Genomic DNA, 15480 nt, shown 5'->3' with positions numbered 1-15480 from the left:
TGACTCCACGCCGCCGAGACTCGGTGCCACGCGAATCAGACAAACTGCGTTCGAGAAGCGCTTGGCCTCTTCGAGTCCTCCATCGATCTCGAAGCAGACGACGCCCCCGCCGGCCCGCATCTGTCTGCGCGCGAGCTCGAGCTGAGGATGAGAGGGATGAAACGGGTAATGCACCGCCCTTACCTTGGGGTGGTTGCCGAGAAACTCGGCGACCGCCATTCCGTTTCGATTGTGCTGCTCGACCCGCAAACCGAGACTCTTGATCCCTCGAATCAGAAGGTAGCCGGCGTGCGGGCCCAGGTTGCCTCCGAGCACGCGAAGGTACGATTTCGCTCGGTCCACGATCTCCCGCGTTCCGGTGAGAACGCCGGCGAGAACGTCGGAGTGGCCCCCGAGGTACTTGGTTGCCGAATGCAGGACGCCGTCGGCACCGAGCTCGTGTGGTCGGGTGTTGAGAGGCGTCGCGAAAGTCGAGTCGATGAAAGTGAGAACGCCCCTTGACCGGGCGATCCGCGCCACCTTCTCGATGTCCACAAGTTTGAGCGTCGGGTTGGTCGGGGACTCGATGTAGACGACGCGCGTCTCGTCACGCAAAGCGCGCTCGAAGCTGGCGACGTCAGTGGCATCGAACCAGCCGACGGTAACGCCGTACCGCGGCAGGATCTCTCGCGCGAATCGATAGGAGCCACCGTATATCTCGCGCTGGAAAACTACGTGGTCTCCCGCTCTCGAATGCGCAAGAAGCGTGGTGGTAATGGCCGCCATCCCCGAGCCGAAAACCGCTCCCGCTTCGGCCCCCTCGAGATCGGCAACGATCGCTTCCGCGACCGAGAGCGTGGGATTTCCGTAGCGGCTGTAGAACGTATCGGCCTTCGTCTCCTCGAGGAAGATCTGCTCGTCCACATCCTTGGACTCGAAGGTAGCGGTGAGATGAATGGGCACGGCGACGGGTCGATTCGTTCTTGGTCCCTGGGACGGTCCATGGATGGCCCGGGTAAGCTGGCTGAGCTGTTCGCGTTTCATTTTTTCTTCCTTCGCTGGCTCGACTGGCTTGGCTGGCTGGGTTGGCAAGTCGCGCAATAGTAGCTGGTGCGTCCGCCTTGAACCACCCGTCGGATTCTTCGGTCGCATCGCGAGCAGGGCTCGCCCGCACGTCCGTAGACGAGAAACGAGTTGGGCGCACCTTCAAAAAGATAGAGGGGGCGCGAGCGATACCGGCGGATCTCCGTCCGGAGGGTTGTCTTTACGGAACGCGTGAGAAGACGCGCCTCGTCTCGCGACAGGGAGCGCGCCGCCCGGCTCGGGTGGACGCCCGCGAGAAAGAGGGCCTCGGCTGCCTGGATGTTTCCGATCCCTGCGATCTTCTTCTGATCCATCAGGAACAGCTTTATCGCCCGATGCGATCTCCGGAGAAGTGTATGGAGATAAGTGTGCGTGAATGCGCTCGAAAGCGGCTCGATGCCGAGGCTATCCACTCTTCTTTGCTCGCGCTCGTCCAGCAAGCGGAACTGCCCCAGGCGTCGCGGATCTTTCAGCACGACTCGTCCGCCGTCGGAGAGCCGCAGCTCCACGCGCGTGAATCGAGGCAAGGGATCATCCGTCGGGAGGTAAACGAACTGCCCCGTCATTCCCAAATGGGCGAGCACGCCAGGGCGATTCTCGCCAAACCCGAGAACGAGGAATTTGCCTCGCCTCTCGACCGATTGCGTTTCCGACCCGCGGAGCGCAGTCTCGAATTTCCGACGAGGCACCCCGCCGCGAATCCGCGAATCGGGCGCTCTCACGGCGTCGATCTTTCTGCCCAGGAGCCATGCCTCGAGACTCTCGCGAGCAATCTCGACCTCGGGTAGCTCAGGCACGTTTCAACCAAGCGGCGAGGCCTTGCCAGTGCTGGAGCATGGCCTCGTAGCTGTAATGAGCGTTTCTCCCGCTCGGATTGGGTAGAACGAACAGAGGCAAGCCGGCGAAGCGTTCCCTTCGAAGCCCGCAAGCGATCCCGTGCGGCGCCGGCCGATCCCAAAGCTGTCTCAGCACGGTCAGGCCCACCGGGGCGACGAGCCCGGGCCGATGCCGGCGAAGTTTCCGTGCGAGGAGCTTTCGTCCTTTCGCGTAGTCGGAAGGGCTGAGATCCGAGCTCGAGCGCGAGGCTCTAGCGACGATATTCGTGAGGCCGATGCCGAACTCGGGAAGGCGATGGTCTTCTTCGTAGCTCAACCGACTCGGCACGAGCCCGGACTCCCAGAGTAGATTCCAGAACTTGTTGCCCGGGCCAGCAAAATGATGGCCTCTCTCGGCGGAGCGCAAGCCTGGATTGATTCCGACGAGAACGACGTCGAGGCCGGGACCCAGGTAATCGGGAAGCATGCCGGAATCAAGATTACCGCAATTGCGAGCCGATGCCGTCCTGTGGCACAAATACTCGAGAAAGGAACCTGGATGACGTCTCCCCGTGCCTTTTGGATCCTGTTGTGCGTCTCCGCGGCCCTCGGTCACGCAAATGCCGGCCCCTCGACTCCAACCGCTCCGCGCGAGGAGCCGCGGGAGCCCGTCCAGCTTCTCGTCGAACCGGAAGCACTCACGCTCGATGTCGGCGAGAAAGCGCAGATTTCCGCCACGGTGAAGGATCGAGACGGCAAGGTTCTCGAAAGCGTTACCGTCGTCTTTTATTCACGCGCGATGGAAAGCGTCGGAATCGATCCCGCGACCGGCGTCGTCGAGGCCTTTCGGTCGGGCGAGCACGTCGTGGTCGCCATGGTTCCCGCGTTCGAAGGCCGCTTCGATCACGCGAGCTACAACTTCTACGACGAGGAGCTTCTCACCGTCGACATCCCCGTCAAAGTTCCGCACCCGCCGGTCGAATCGCTCGCCTTCACGAAATTGCCCCAGACGTTCTATGCGGGGACCAGGGTGCGGCTCGAGACGAAGGTCATCGACAGGACCGGCGTCGAGCGCGGGGATGTTCCGGTGCGCTTCGAGAGCCGCCATCCCGACATCGCGGCGGTGAGCGACGTGGGCGAGCTCGAAATCCGGAAGCCTGGCCGTGCGACCATCGTTGCCAAAGCCGAAGCGACGGAGACGTTCACCACCATCGACATCGTTGCCGACCCGGTCGCGTCCCTCGACCTGAGGGCCAGTGGGAAGGAGGGTCGCACCGGCGACGTCATCTTCTTCGAGGCCATCGTTCGGGACGCGGAAGGGCACGGGGTCCCGAGCTACCCGGTTCAGCTCGCGACATTTTCCCGTCCTGATCCCACGATCATCTCCGCCGGCGCCGCCGCTTTCATCGACCCCGATGGCGCCTTCGTCGCCGAGCGCGCCGGGCTTCATACCATCATCGCCGTAGCCGGCCCCCATTCGGCTCGCGCGACGGTCGCGATCCGGCCACGCAATCTAGGCAAGGAGGTCGAGGTCGTTGGCCATGGTGCCGTACGGGATCGGCATTCCTCCGATCTCTGGGTGTGGGAAGCGCCAAACGGCAGGGACTACGCGATCACGGGCACCTGGGGCGCCGACGGCCATGCCTATTTCTGGGACGTGACCGAGCCCTCGAACATCCAGCTCGTCGACACCGTACGAGTCGACGCGCGCACCGTCAACGACGTCAAGGTGTCGGAGGACGGCCGTACCGCCGTCATCAGCCGTGAGGGGGCCTCCGACCGCAAGAATGGGCTCGTCATCCTGGACGTCAGCAACCCCACCGATGGCGTGCGCATCGTCGCTCGCTATGACGACCAGTTGAATGGCGGGGTGCACAACGTCTTCATCGCCGATAATCATGTCTACGCGCTGTCCAACAGCCGTCGGTACGACATCATCAATATCGAGGACCCGCAGCATCCCTACCGTGTCGGCCGCTTCGAGCTGACTTCCAAGGGCCATAGTATCCACGACGTCTGGGTGGTCGACGGCATTGCCTACTCGTCGAACTGGCATGACGGGGTGGTTGCCGTCGACGTCGGAGGCGGAGGCCGAGGCGGCGCGCCCAACCATCCCGTAATGCTGGGAAGCTACGCCCATCCGAGCGGGTGGAATCACGCCGCCTTTCCCTATCGAAGCAAATCGACGGGGAAGTTCTACGTCTTCGCCGGGGATGAGGCATTCCCTTATGACTTCGATCTGGAGAGCAGTTTGCCGATTCGCGCCGCCGGGTGGATTCACGTCATCGAGTGGGACGATTGGAACGAGCCGAGGGAAGTGGCTCGATTTCAGGTCCCCGAGGCGGGAACCCACAACCTCTGGGTCGAGGACGACGTCTTGTATGTCGCCTACTATAACGGCGGACTTCGCGTCGTGGACGTCTCCGGCGATCTGCGCGGCGATCTCTACAAGCAGGGCCGTGAAATCGCGTTCTGGCATCCCTACGACCCCGAGGGATTCATCAAGAACGCGCCGTTCGCCTGGGGCCCGCAGCCCTACAAGGGCCACATTTTCGTTGCCGACTTCAACTCGGGTCTCTGGGCGGTAAGGCTCGTTGATCCCGAAAAGCCGCGCTTCATGGGAGAGACGCATTGAGTCGCGCCACGCACCTCGCGCTCGCCGTCGCCTTCGCCTGGCCGGCTGAGATCGCGGCGACGACTCCTTCTCGTAACTACTACGTCTATGTCTGTGCCGAATCGGACGACACGGTCCACAAGCTCCGCTACGGTCCGGGCGGGCTCCAGGAGATCAAGAAGATACCGGTTGGTAGTTTCCCCGCGGAAACCGAAGGCCCGCATGGCATCAGCGTGTCTCCCGACAAGAAGCATTGGTTCGTTTCGATCGCTCACGGTATGCCTTTCGGGTCGATCCACAAGTACGAGGCCGAGACCGACGAGTGGCTGGCCGACGTGCCCGTGGGAATGTTCCCCGCCACCATGGCTGTATCTCCCGCGACGGGTCTTCTATTCGTCGTGAACTTCGATCTCCACGGCGATATGAAGCCAAGCACGATCTCCGTGGTGGAGACGAGCACGATGCTCGAAGTGGCGCGCATCGACACCGGGACCATGCCCCACGGCGCGCGAATGAACGGGAAGGGAACGCGGCTCTATTCGGTCAACATGATGGACGACAACCTCGTGGAGGTCGACGCGCTCGCGTTCGAGGTGTCGCGAACGCTGTCGCTCGCGCCGGAAGGCAACCACGAGGGACACGACGCCGCGCACCCATCGAGCGCGGTGAAACCCACTTGGAGCACCGTCCCCACCGCGGATAGCAAGCTCTATGTCGCGGGGAACGGCAACCATACGATCTACGAGATCGACCTTCCGGCGTGGCGAGTCTCCCGTACTTTCGACGCGGGGGCGGGGATGGGACCCTATAACCTCGAGGTCACTTCAGACGGCAAGGTACTGCTGGCGACGTACAAATCGGGCGCCCACGTCGGAATCTGGGACCTGCCCGCGGGCAAGGAACGGGCTCGCATCAAGACGACGCGCACGGTACCGCACGGAGTCGCCGTTTCCGACGACGACCGTTACGCCTTCGTGACGCTCGAGGGCGTGGGCGGCGAGCCTGGAACGGTAGAAGTCTACGACCTCGCGACCGACGAGCGCGTGGCCCAGGCGGACGTGGGTAAACAGGCCGGAGGCATTACATTCTGGAAGGGAGAGCCATGACGACTTTACGCTTTACGTTTCTCCTCGCCGTACTGGCCTCGCCCGCCGGGGCGCAGGAGCCGTCCGAGCTCGTGGTCGAGCCCTCCGAGCTGACGCTCGAGGTCGGCGAGACCGCGCAGCTCGCGGCAACCGTTCGGGACGACGACGGAAACATCGTCGATCGTCCCGTCGTCTTCTACTCCCGACGCCGGCGCTCGGTGAGCGTCAACCCCCAGGGCTTCGTCGAAGCCTATCGAGCCGGGGAGCACGTCCTCGTGTGTATGGTACCCAAGGACCCCGAAGACCTGGATCGGAGTGCGGAAGCCCTTTTGACGGTGGAGATACCGGTCACCATTCCGAACCCACCGGCCGCGTCGGTCGCCTTCGTGAACGTTCGTTCGGTCTTCTATGAGGGCACCGTGGTCCCGATACTGACGGAGGTCATCGACACTTCGGGCGTCACGAGGACCGATATCCCCGTCAGGACGGAAAGCAGCGATCCGACCGTCGCAAGCATCGAGGAGGCCGGCGCTCTGGCGCTCCATCGTACGGGTCGGGCGCGTCTCACCGCTCATGCGGAGGATGTCTCGGGACACCTCGACATCGAGGTCGCTGAAAACCTCGTGGACCGGTTCGAGCTTGCGGCGGATGCCGACCGGGCGCGCACCGGAGACGTCATCCTATTCGAGGCGAAAGCGTTCGACCAGAGAGGAAACGCCGTCCCGGATTTCCCCGTTCAATTCGCGACCCTGGCGCGAGCCGCAAACGGTATCGTCGCCCCAGGCGCCATGAGCCAGATCGACGAGGACGGTGCTTTCGTTGCCGAGCGGGCCGGGTTTCACACCGTCGTCGCCGTCGCCGGCTCCCATACGGCGCAGAAGACCATCGAGATCGTCCCCCGAAACGTGCGCAAAGAGATCGAGGTCGTGGGACAGGGCGCCGTTCGGGATCGTCACACGTCGGACTTGTGGGTCTGGGAAGCTCCGAATGGCCGGGACTACGCCATTACCGGAACGTGGGGCGCCGACGGGCACGCTTATATCTGGGACGTCACCGAGCCGAGCAACATCGTGCTCGTCGACACCGTTCGGGTGGATGCACGAACGGTGAACGACGTAAAGGTCTCCGAGGACGGACGCGTGGCGGTTATCAGTCGCGAGGGTGCGTCGAACCGAAAGAACGGCCTCGTGATTCTCGACGTGAGCAACCCGAGCGACGGGGTCCAGGTCATCGCCCGCTACGACGATCAGCTCAACGGCGGTGTCCACAACGTCTTCATCGCCGACGGGCACGTCTACGCGCTCTCCAACGGCAGGCGATACGACATCATCAGTATCGAGGACCCCAAGAACCCGTATCGCGTCGGGCGGTTCGAGCTCACCACACCGGGGCACGGCATCCACGACGTCTGGATCGACAAGGGAGTCGCGTACTCGTCGAACTGGCACGATGGTGTTGTGGCCGTGGACGTCGGGGGCGGCGGCAAAGGCGGGGCTCCGAACCATCCCGTTCTGCTCGGCAGTTATGCCTATCCCAGCGGCTGGAATCATGCCGCGTTCCCATACCGGAGCCAGTCGACGGGAAAGTTCTATGTGTTCGCCGGCGACGAGGCGTTTCCTTACCCCCAGGACGAACGGCCTGGCGCTCCCGAGCGAGCCGCTGGCTGGATCCACGTCATCGCGTGGGACGATTGGGGGAACCCCAAAGAGGTTGCCCGGTATCAGGTGCCCGAGGCCGGCACCCACAATCTCTGGATCGAGAAAGACATCCTCTATATCGCCTACTACAACGGTGGATTACGTGTCGTCGACGTCTCGGGCGAGCTGCGAGGAGATCTCTACAAGCAGGGCCGCGAGATCGCTTACTGGCACCCCAACGACCCGGAGAGCTTCAGGCCGAACGCCCCATTTGCCTGGGGCCCGCAGCCGTACAAAGGTCACATCTTCATCGCCGATCACCATTCGGGACTATGGGCGGTGAAGCTCGTCGAGCCGAAGGAGCGCTTTTTGGGCGAGCCGACCAACTAGTCGAAGTCAGTTCGAGCTACCACAGGGGCCGCAGGTGTCGCCGTGTCCGCGGTGACCCGGCCAGGCGTCCGGTGCAATCGAAAGCGTCCGGCCCTTGTGACACACGAGGATGTGGTTCGACTTCGCCGGATCCCGGTAATTGCATTCCCCCGCCGTGTTGTCGCCGTCATCCTCGAGCTCTTCCTGGAGCTTGATCTCGTATGCGAAGACGTCCTCAGCCTCGAAGACGCCCCTCACGTGGACTCTGTCCCCGGAGTGGATGTCTTCGAGTGTCAAGCTCCGATTGCCCTTGCGGATCGACGTCTCGCCGGCCCGGGTAACGACATGGTGCCCATTGACCTCGAGAGAGCCGGTCATCGGGTCCTCGGCTGAAGGCACGTATATGCTGCGAGCAAGCCCTTCGAGCTCGACTCCGTCGGAGCCCTCATGGTCTATACCGGTGCGCCGTTGCTCGACGACCACGATTGAATCGCCGACCATCTCGACGACGATGTCGATCTCCTGATTCGGCTTGACGGCGTCGAAGTAGATGCGCTCGCCTATGGGATCGCCGTTTTGGTCGACGAACTCCAAATAGAACGCCTCGGGAAGCCCCCGCAAGGTGAACGTGCCGTCCGCCTTGACGTCGACGCTCGCGATCTTAGTCAAGTTGGTGTCGAGCACGTTTACCGTCATCCCGGCGAAGTCCGACTGTGCCGCCAGGATCCCCTGCGCCTTCAGTGAGCTCGTCCCCATTGTCGCTCCGGAGGGGGGCGCGCCCTGAAATCGACCGGTGAGTGTGGCTCCGTCCTCTCCGTCGAAACCGGAGAACGGTGCGGTCGGGTTGAAGTCGCATCCGAAAAAAACCAGTATCAGGAGCGCTCCGGCAGCGGCCGTCCAGGATGCTCGTCCGTACATGGGTACACCTCTCTTGCTCGCTCTGGGGGAAGAGACGAAGATTTTTCGGCGCTTTTCCTGCAGTTTGGCACGGGCAGGAAAAAGCTCACACGATCTTGATCACAGCCCTTCAGAAGGTGAATCCGGCCACGAGCTTGAGCTCGGGCGTGTCCCCGAGCCCGAGGCGGGCCTCCAGGAGATAACGCCTGGGCACCCCCCACTCGACGCCTCCCACGAGGTTGAGAACGGGCGCGACGTCGAGACCGTTCGCCCGTCCCACCCCGCTCGTTACGTCGATGAAATTGACGCCCAGACCCCCGCCGGCATAGGGACGTACGGCTCGGGCGGCGAACAGGTAGTGGACGTCGATATTGGCAGCGGCGAGGGTGACGCCATTACCGAGCCCGAGCTCGAAGCTCGGCTGGAGCCGTATTCGCGGGCCGAGCCGTCCCGCATCGATGTGAGCGCCAAAGTTGAACTGGTCGGGGTTCACGTTGATACCTCCACGCAGGCCGTAGGAGCGAACGCCGAGCTCCTGGGCGAGGAGGGGGGTCGCGGCGAGGGTGCCCGCGAGAAGACCGAGACACAGATGACCAGGCTTCATCGCCTACTCCTTGTTCAGTTGTCCAGGGATGATTTCAGGCTAACAGGGGCGATCGGGCTCGGTCAACAGCAAGGTTTTGTCCTCGAGAGGCGAACGTGAGACGGTCAACTCGGCGCGATAACGGCCATCCCCCCGGCAACCTGAATGGCGCCCGGCACGTCGTCCACACCGAGAACGACGTGGCCCTTGGTAGTGACGTAGACCGAGTCGATATTGATGCCCGCTTCGGACATGACGAGCGCGACGTCGCCGAGCATCCCCGGCTCGTCGAGACCTTGACGATCACGATGTCCCGCTGAGCGTAGGCGAAGCCCGCACGTCGCAGCGCCGCCGAGGCATCTTCCGCGTCGTTGGTGACGAACTGAACCACGGTCTCCTCGACACCGCTCGAGCCCTGGATGGCTTCGATGTTGACCTCGGCATCTCCCAACGCGGTTGCGAGTCGAGCGAGCGAGCCCGGCTTGTTGGCGAGTGTGACCTTGAACTCGATGGTCATCGTACCTCCCTCGGTTCCCCGTATTCTCGGGTGACCGCACGACTTCGTCAAAAAGACCGGGGCGCTCGCTGGTGGTGGCCGAGAACCGGGTGGGGTTTGTAGGGTGCCTCCAGCCTTTCGATGAGCGCGTCGTCCAGCTCGATCTCGACGGCTTCCACCAGCTCGGTCATTTGCTCGAGCTTCGTGGTACCGACGATGGGAGCGTCGACACCCGGAACGGTCAATACCCAGGCGAGCGCGACCTGAGCGGGCGTCTTGCCCAGCTCTCTCGATACGTCGACGAGCGCGTCGAGAACGTCCCAATCCTCGTCGCGAAAGTACATATCGTCGGCGAAGGGATCGCCCTTTGCCCGCCGGGTATCGCCCTTGCCCGCCCGGCGACGATTGCCAGCGAGGAATCCGCGCGCCAGAGGACTCCAGGGAATGATTCCCACCCCCTGGTCGAGACAGAGCGGTACCATCTCGCGCTCTTCCTCGCGGTATACGAGGTTCAGGTGGTTCTGCATCGAGACGAAACGATGGGTGCCACGGGCGTCCGCGAGGAAGAGCATCTTGGCAAGCTCCCAGGCCGCCATGCTGCTCGCCCCGAGATAGCGAACCTTGCCGGCACGGACGAGCGAGTCGAGCGACTCGAGCGTCTCCTCCATCGGGGTGTGATGATCGAGCCGGTGAATCTGATACAGGTCGATGTAGTCGTGACCGAGGCGACGCAAGGAAGCGTCACAGGCCGCGAGGATGTGCTTTCGCGACAGGCCCCCTCGGTTCGGAGCGTCCACGAGCGGGAAGAAGCACTTGGTAGCAAGAACGTAGTCCTCCCGGTCGGCGAGTTCTTTCAGGATCTTCCCCGTGACCTCTTCGCTGACGCCCTTCGAGTACATGTCGGCGGTGTCGAAGAAGTTGAACCCCAGCTCGAGCGCTCTGCTCAAATGTGCTCGCGCCTCTTTCTCGCCGAGGATCCAGGGCCGCCAGTCGGGGTCCCCGTACGTCATGCAGCCGAGACCCAGTCGGGACACCTCGAGCCCGCTCGTTCCCAATCGCGTCGTCTTCATGGCTCGTTCCCCTCCGTTTCCGGCGCTCCCACCGGCTTCCCAAAGAACATCAGCACGGCCAGGAGGGTGACGCTTCCGAGGAGAATCGAGATCCACGGGGAGAGTCCGTAAGCGGTGGGGATGTCGCCGAGGAGCATGCCCACGATCGCCACCAGCATGGCATAAGGAAGTTGGGTGCGAACGTGGTCGATGTGATCGGACGCCGAGGCCATGGAGCTCAGGATCGTCGTATCCGAGATCGGCGAGCAGTGGTCCCCGAAGACCGCCCCCGCCAGCACCGAGCTGATGACCCCCACGAGGATCGTATCGACCCGGTCGGGAGGAAGGCCGGCGCTGGTTCCGAGAACGCTCGCCAGAGGGATGACGAGAGGCATCATGATGGCCATGGTCGCCCAGCTCGTGCCGGTCGCGAAGGCCATCGCCGCCGACACCACGAAGGTGAGCACCGGGAGCCACGCCGGGTTTAGAGTACCTTCGAGTATCTGGACCAGGTAGTCGGCCGCCCGTAGCTCCGCCGTGGCGGCACCGATGGACCAAGCGAGGACGAGAATGACGATCGCCATCATCATCGATTTGAGCCCCCGGATCCAGGCGTCGAATGCCTCGGCCAGGGTCAAGATTCTTCTCGCGACGGCGAGTCCAATCGCGACGGCACACCCGGACAACGACGCCCAGAGGAGAGCCACGTAGGAGTCCGAAGCAGCGACGATTTTGCCGATTTCCGTCTCGCCGGGGGCGGCCTGGATTCCCGTGTAGTAGATGCCCCCGAGGCCCACGACGAGGATGGTCGCGATCGGGGCGAGACCGTTCACCCAGCTCGTCGGGGTCTTGGTGTCGGATGGGTCGTCGAGAGACTCGGTCACCGGCTGCGCCCCGTCGCGGATCACCTTTCCTCCGAGACGTGCCCTTCTCTCGGCGCGGAGCATGGGACCAAAGTCGCGGTCGGAGAAGCCGACGAGAAAGGCGAAAACCATGGCGAGGATGGGATAGAAGCGATAGGGGATGGTGCGAACGAACATGGAATAGGCGTCTTCGGGCGAGTCGATGATTCTCAGACCCTGGTCGATGAGCCCCACTTCGTAGCCAATCCAGGTCGAGATCAGGACGGTGCTCGCGACCGCCGCTGCTCCCGTATCCACGAGGAACGACAGCTTCTCGCGAGAGATGCGAAGCCGGTCGGTGATGGGACGCATCAGGTTCCCGCGCACCAGAACGTTGGCGTAGTCGTCGAAGAACATCACCAAAGCCATGGCCATGGTCGCCACCTGCCCGCCCCTCGCGTTGGTGGCGTAACGGGTGATGAGCTCGGCGATACCTCGCGCTCCGCCGTTTCTGCTGATGACGCCGACCATGCCGCCAAACAGAAAGCTGAAGATCACGATCTGCGCTTGGCTCGTCGTGGTGATCGCGTTCACGAGGAAGTGGGTCACGACGGCGAAGAACCCCGAGAGCGGGTTGTAATCCCTGACGAAGAATCCCGCGAGCCAGATTCCCGCGAAGAGCGAAAGGACGACCTGCCGGAACGCGAGCGCGAGGGTGATGGCGAGGACGGGCGGAAGGATGCTGAAGAAAGCAGGGATGGCTCTTACGGTGAGCTCGGCAGTGAGCGGCCCATCGACGATGCGCAGGAGGTGGCGCCCGCTCGAAGGAACGACGGCATCCTCGATCTGGAGTTGTCCGTCCTCGAAGGGTGCTGGCACGGCGGAGAATCCTTCGAGCTCGGGAGTCCCACCGTAGCCCTGAACCGCATTTCCTTCCGAATCCGTCGCGCGAACGGTGAGCTTGAAGGGAACGCCCGAGAGGACGAGTCCGGGAGGGTCGACCTCGAGCTTCTGGGGAACGGCGGGTTGGGCCTCGAGGGTGACGGCGGCGAGCAGGGCGGAGACGAACGCGCATCGACGCATGGCGCGCCATGATAATGGCTCCCGGGGCACTACGCTAGAATGCGGCCCGTGAAGGATTGGGTCTCGTTGACGGATGACGAGCTTCTCGGACTTCGTTTTCGTGACCTCGAGCTCGACGTGGCTTCTGGCCTGCTCTCGAAGGCGCTATCGTCTCTGTCCCGCGAGCTTTCCCGGCGTGATATCGAGTTCCGTCCGCACGTTTGGCTGGGCGAGGAGTGGTTTTGTCCCGATGGCGTTCCCGGCTTCGCCGCCCCTTTCTACCTGGCACATCCGCGACTCATGCAGCTCGAAAGACGTCAAATGTTCGAGGTGGAGGGAGGAACTTTCCGGAGCTGCCTGCGACTGATGCGTCACGAGACCGGGCACGCGATCGACAACGCCTATCGGCTTCGGCTGCGACGGCAACGGCGTCGCCTCTTCGGAAGCTCGGAGCAAACCTATCCGGAATTCTACGCGCCCCGGCCCTTCTCGAGGCGGTTCGTGCGTCACCTAGAGTTCGGTTACGCGCAGGCACACCCCGACGAAGACTTCGCCGAGACGTTCGCAGTGTGGCTGGATCCGAGGTCGCGGTGGCGGGAGCGTTATCAAGACTGGCCGGCACTCGAGAAGCTCGACTACATGGACCAGCTCATGAAGGAAGTCGCGAGGCGGGAACCGCTCACCAACAATCGGCGAACCCCGGAGAAGCTCGCGTCGCTCCGACGCACCTTGAGAACGCACTACCGGCGAAAGAAACGACGGTACCAGGTCGATTTCTCTCAGCACTACGACGCCGACCTCCACCGCTTGTTCGGAGAGAAGGGCAGACGCTCGGCGTCTGAATTTCTACGACGTCATCGGACCGCGCTTCGGCACCAGGTGTCCCGGTGGACGGGAATCCATGGCTACACCGTGGATCAGGTGTTGAAGGACTGGATCGCTCGTTCCCGGGCGACGGGGCTCCGTGTGTCGGGGAACGAGCACCGCGTGCTCAGGGAGGCGACGACGGCGCTCACAGTCCGGGCGATGCAGTATCTGCAAAGCGGGCACTACGAGGTCGCGCTTTAGAGCTCGAGCCACTCGATTTCTCCGTGCGGGGCCGGAGGAGGAGGTCCATCGAGGACGTCCTGAAGATACCGCGGGAGGCGGAAACTCGAGGGGTACAGATCGGGAACCAGGGAGCGGAGCTCACCGTCGAGGGCCTCGGCGCGCGCCATCAAGGATTGGCGTGGAGCTCGCTGGAAGTCGACCGAATCCGAGGCCAGGAGGAAAGCATAGGAGCTCGCGAACGATTCGATCGCGGCCCGGTGGCAAACGACGTTCGCGAAGTGGCGCATGAGCCCCCGCCGTATCCACCACACCGGCATATGAGGTCGGGCGAGCTCCCCGAATCCACCCACAATCCCTCCAACGCGAAGGGCGTTCTTGGCGAGGGGAAGAATCTTCTGGTAGAGGTCGAGCCCCGCCTCGTCGTATCCATCGAGGAGATCGAGAAGGATGACGTCGAACGAGGCCGATGAGCTTGCGAGATAGGTGAGGGCATCGTCAATCAAGATGTTCGCCCTAGAGCTTTCGAAGCTTCCTCGGTGCAGCGAGCTCAAGTGTTGCCTGCAAGCTTCGACGACGACCGAATCGATCTCCACCAGGACGACCTCGCCGACACGGGGATCGCGCAACACCTCCCGGAGGGCGAGGCCATCCCCCCCTCCGGCGATCAATACCCGTGTGGGATCGGGGTGAAATAGAAGCGGGGGAAGGGCGAAGGCCTCGTGGTAGACGAACTCGTCCATCTCCAGGAATTGAACATTGGCATCGAGAAAGAGCCCCTTCCCGAATTCCGGGACCTGGGCGATGGCGACGTCTTGAAACTCAGACCGCTGCCGAAAGATCCATGGCTCCGTCCCGAGAAGAACGTGGCGGCCTCGATGAAGGTGATCCCATGCGGCCGCGGTCCAGCTCTCGGACTTCCATCTCCTCGACATCGAGTCTCCTTTCCAGCTCGGCGAGGGCCTTTCGGGGAGACCCAGCACAGGTGAAGATATCCACCGCTGCGTATCCGTACTCGGGCCAGGTATGAATCGATATGTGGGATTCGGAAAGGAGCGCGAAGGCGGTGACGCCATGTGGGGCAAATGAGTGAGCGGTCAGGTCGAGCACGGTGAAGTCGCCGCTCCTCGACGCAGCGGCCAGGGCGTCTCGGACGTAATCCGAGTCGTCGATCAGTCGTGGGTTCCGAACCCAGAGTTCGGCGATCAAGTGTTTACCCAGAGCTACGTTCATCCCTCGGCGATCCTCCATCAACCGAAGGCCTCCGAGTGCACCCCCCGAAGAGCCTTGCGGTCGCTAAGTGAAAGGCAACATACGACGGCCGACGCGGTGTCGACCTCGACCTCCTTCCGCGAACGAGAGCCACGGACACCGAAGCGTATCATGTTATCGCTCACAGAAATAACGAAAGGCCCGAGCACGCGAACGCGCTCGGGCCTTTTGGTTTATTCCCGGCAACGCCCTACTCTCCCACAGAGTCTCCCCTGCAGTACCATCGGCGCTGGAGGGCTTAACTTCCGTGTTCGGAATGGGAACGGGTGTGGCCCCTCCGCTAGTGTCACCGGGAAACGGTTTCGAATATCTTCCACCTTCGCCCTTTCGGGCTACGGCGGACAAGGGCAACTGGGTGCGACAGTGCGTTAACGGGCATGTCTTTGCTCTCTGCAAATTCTATGGTCAAGCCTCACGGCCGATTAGTACCCGTCAGCTGAGACGATTACTCGTCTTACACATCGGGCCTATCAACCTGGTGGTCTACCAGGGGCCTTCAGGGACCTTACGGTCCGGGAGATCTCATCTTGGGGTGGGCTTCGCGCTTATATGCTTTCAGCGCTTATCCCGTCCGAACGTAACTACCGAGCGCTGCTCCTGGCGGAACAACTCGTAAATTAGAGGTTCGTCCAACCCGGTCCTCTCGTACT

The 15480-nt window shown here is 62.8% G+C and carries 14 protein-coding genes and 2 rRNA genes; 4 read left to right on the top strand and 12 right to left on the bottom strand.

Going from position 1 to position 15480, the window contains the following annotated elements; translation table 11 throughout:
- The 3 genes from VEK15_26505 to VEK15_26495 form a co-directional block, all read right to left on the bottom strand.
- Window positions 1–1023: aminotransferase class I/II-fold pyridoxal phosphate-dependent enzyme (locus VEK15_26505; protein ID HXV64279.1), on the bottom strand; the 1023-nt coding region annotated here is incomplete at its 3' end.
- Window positions 1020–1859, bottom strand: coding sequence for a bifunctional DNA-formamidopyrimidine glycosylase/DNA-(apurinic or apyrimidinic site) lyase (gene mutM, locus VEK15_26500; protein ID HXV64278.1), 840 nt, complete (start codon window positions 1857–1859; stop codon window positions 1020–1022). The genes mutM and VEK15_26505, both read right to left, overlap by 4 nt.
- Window positions 1852–2364 carry a mismatch-specific DNA-glycosylase gene (locus tag VEK15_26495; protein ID HXV64277.1) on the bottom strand — a complete coding sequence of 171 codons (513 nt, stop codon included), beginning with the start codon at window positions 2362–2364 and terminating at the stop codon, window positions 1852–1854. The genes mutM and VEK15_26495 overlap by 8 nt, the downstream gene beginning before the upstream one ends.
- A 72-nt stretch (window positions 2365–2436) precedes the next feature.
- On the opposite strand from VEK15_26495, the gene VEK15_26490 reads away from it, so the two are divergent.
- The 3 genes from VEK15_26490 to VEK15_26480 are packed head-to-tail and all read left to right on the top strand — an operon-like array spanning window position 2437 to window position 7603.
- Window positions 2437–4512: a hypothetical protein gene (locus tag VEK15_26490; GenBank protein ID HXV64276.1), complete on the top strand. Its 2076-nt coding sequence runs from the start codon at window positions 2437–2439 to the stop codon at window positions 4510–4512.
- Window positions 4509–5597 (top strand): YncE family protein, encoded by a 1089-nt coding sequence (locus VEK15_26485; GenBank protein HXV64275.1) that lies wholly within the window; start codon window positions 4509–4511, stop codon window positions 5595–5597. The genes VEK15_26490 and VEK15_26485 overlap by 4 nt, the downstream gene beginning before the upstream one ends.
- Window positions 5594–7603, top strand: coding sequence for a hypothetical protein (locus VEK15_26480; protein HXV64274.1), 2010 nt, complete (start codon window positions 5594–5596; stop codon window positions 7601–7603). Before VEK15_26485 ends, VEK15_26480 begins: the two co-directional genes overlap by 4 nt.
- Window positions 7604–7609: 6 nt before the next feature.
- Here VEK15_26480 and VEK15_26475 read toward each other — a convergent pair whose 3' ends face one another.
- The 5 genes from VEK15_26475 to VEK15_26455 all read right to left on the bottom strand — a co-directional run bounded on the left by VEK15_26475 (window position 7610) and on the right by VEK15_26455 (window position 12532).
- On the bottom strand, window positions 7610–8500 hold the full coding sequence (locus VEK15_26475; protein ID HXV64273.1) for a hypothetical protein: 891 nt from the start codon (window positions 8498–8500) through the stop codon (window positions 7610–7612).
- Window positions 8501–8609: 109 nt separating this feature from the next.
- Window positions 8610–9083 carry a hypothetical protein gene (locus VEK15_26470; protein HXV64272.1) on the bottom strand — a complete coding sequence of 158 codons (474 nt, stop codon included), beginning with the start codon at window positions 9081–9083 and terminating at the stop codon, window positions 8610–8612.
- 104 nt (window positions 9084–9187) lie between these two features.
- Window positions 9188–9340 (bottom strand): hypothetical protein, encoded by a 153-nt coding sequence (locus tag VEK15_26465; protein ID HXV64271.1) that lies wholly within the window; start codon window positions 9338–9340, stop codon window positions 9188–9190.
- Between the two features lie 286 nt (window positions 9341–9626).
- The gene (locus VEK15_26460; GenBank protein HXV64270.1) at window positions 9627–10628 is read right to left on the bottom strand and encodes an aldo/keto reductase; all 1002 of its coding nucleotides are present in this window, start codon (window positions 10626–10628) and stop codon (window positions 9627–9629) included.
- Entirely contained in the window at window positions 10625–12532 is a 1908-nt protein-coding gene (locus tag VEK15_26455) for a Na+/H+ antiporter NhaC family protein (GenBank protein HXV64269.1), read from the bottom strand. Before VEK15_26455 ends, VEK15_26460 begins: the two co-directional genes overlap by 4 nt.
- A 48-nt stretch (window positions 12533–12580) precedes the next feature.
- Between VEK15_26455 and VEK15_26450 the strand changes: the two genes are divergently transcribed.
- Complete coding sequence (locus VEK15_26450) at window positions 12581–13579, top strand: putative zinc-binding metallopeptidase (GenBank protein HXV64268.1); 999 nt, start codon at window positions 12581–12583, stop codon at window positions 13577–13579.
- On the opposite strand, the gene VEK15_26445 is transcribed toward VEK15_26450, so the two are convergent.
- The 4 genes from VEK15_26445 to VEK15_26430 form a co-directional block, all read right to left on the bottom strand.
- Window positions 13576–14493, bottom strand: a complete 918-nt coding sequence (locus VEK15_26445; GenBank protein ID HXV64267.1) for a hypothetical protein — start codon at window positions 14491–14493, stop codon at window positions 13576–13578. The two genes, VEK15_26450 and VEK15_26445, sit on opposite strands and share 4 nt — an antisense overlap.
- On the bottom strand, window positions 14381–14791 hold the full coding sequence (speD, locus tag VEK15_26440; GenBank protein HXV64266.1) for an adenosylmethionine decarboxylase: 411 nt from the start codon (window positions 14789–14791) through the stop codon (window positions 14381–14383). The genes VEK15_26445 and speD overlap by 113 nt, the downstream gene beginning before the upstream one ends.
- A 216-nt stretch (window positions 14792–15007) precedes the next feature.
- A 5S ribosomal RNA gene (gene rrf, locus VEK15_26435) occupies window positions 15008–15124 on the bottom strand.
- 107 nt (window positions 15125–15231) lie between these two features.
- Window positions 15232–15480, bottom strand: a 23S ribosomal RNA gene (locus VEK15_26430); the annotation flags it as partial.

Source organism: Vicinamibacteria bacterium (assembly GCA_035620555.1).
GTDB lineage: Bacteria > Acidobacteriota > Vicinamibacteria > Marinacidobacterales > SMYC01 > DASPGQ01.
Note: the sequence above shows the minus strand (reverse complement) of the source record. Positions and strands in the feature narration are given on the sequence as shown.

What these genes read in the sequence shown, in the direction of transcription:
- VEK15_26495 (HXV64277.1), bottom strand. Translation starts at nt 2,364, where the DNA reads ATGCTTCCCGATTACCTGGGTCCCGGCCTCGACGTCGTTCTCGTCGGA.
- VEK15_26490 (HXV64276.1), top strand. Translation starts at nt 2,437, where the DNA reads ATGACGTCTCCCCGTGCCTTTTGGATCCTGTTGTGCGTCTCCGCGGCC.
- VEK15_26480 (HXV64274.1), top strand. Translation starts at nt 5,594, where the DNA reads ATGACGACTTTACGCTTTACGTTTCTCCTCGCCGTACTGGCCTCGCCC.
- VEK15_26475 (HXV64273.1), bottom strand. Translation starts at nt 8,500, where the DNA reads ATGTACGGACGAGCATCCTGGACGGCCGCTGCCGGAGCGCTCCTGATA.
- VEK15_26470 (HXV64272.1), bottom strand. Translation starts at nt 9,083, where the DNA reads ATGAAGCCTGGTCATCTGTGTCTCGGTCTTCTCGCGGGCACCCTCGCC.
- VEK15_26465 (HXV64271.1), bottom strand. Translation starts at nt 9,340, where the DNA reads ATGCTCGGCGACGTCGCGCTCGTCATGTCCGAAGCGGGCATCAATATC.
- VEK15_26460 (HXV64270.1), bottom strand. Translation starts at nt 10,628, where the DNA reads ATGAAGACGACGCGATTGGGAACGAGCGGGCTCGAGGTGTCCCGACTG.
- VEK15_26455 (HXV64269.1), bottom strand. Translation starts at nt 12,532, where the DNA reads ATGCGTCGATGCGCGTTCGTCTCCGCCCTGCTCGCCGCCGTCACCCTC.
- VEK15_26445 (HXV64267.1), bottom strand. Translation starts at nt 14,493, where the DNA reads ATGTCGAGGAGATGGAAGTCCGAGAGCTGGACCGCGGCCGCATGGGAT.
- speD (HXV64266.1), bottom strand. Translation starts at nt 14,791, where the DNA reads ATGAACGTAGCTCTGGGTAAACACTTGATCGCCGAACTCTGGGTTCGG.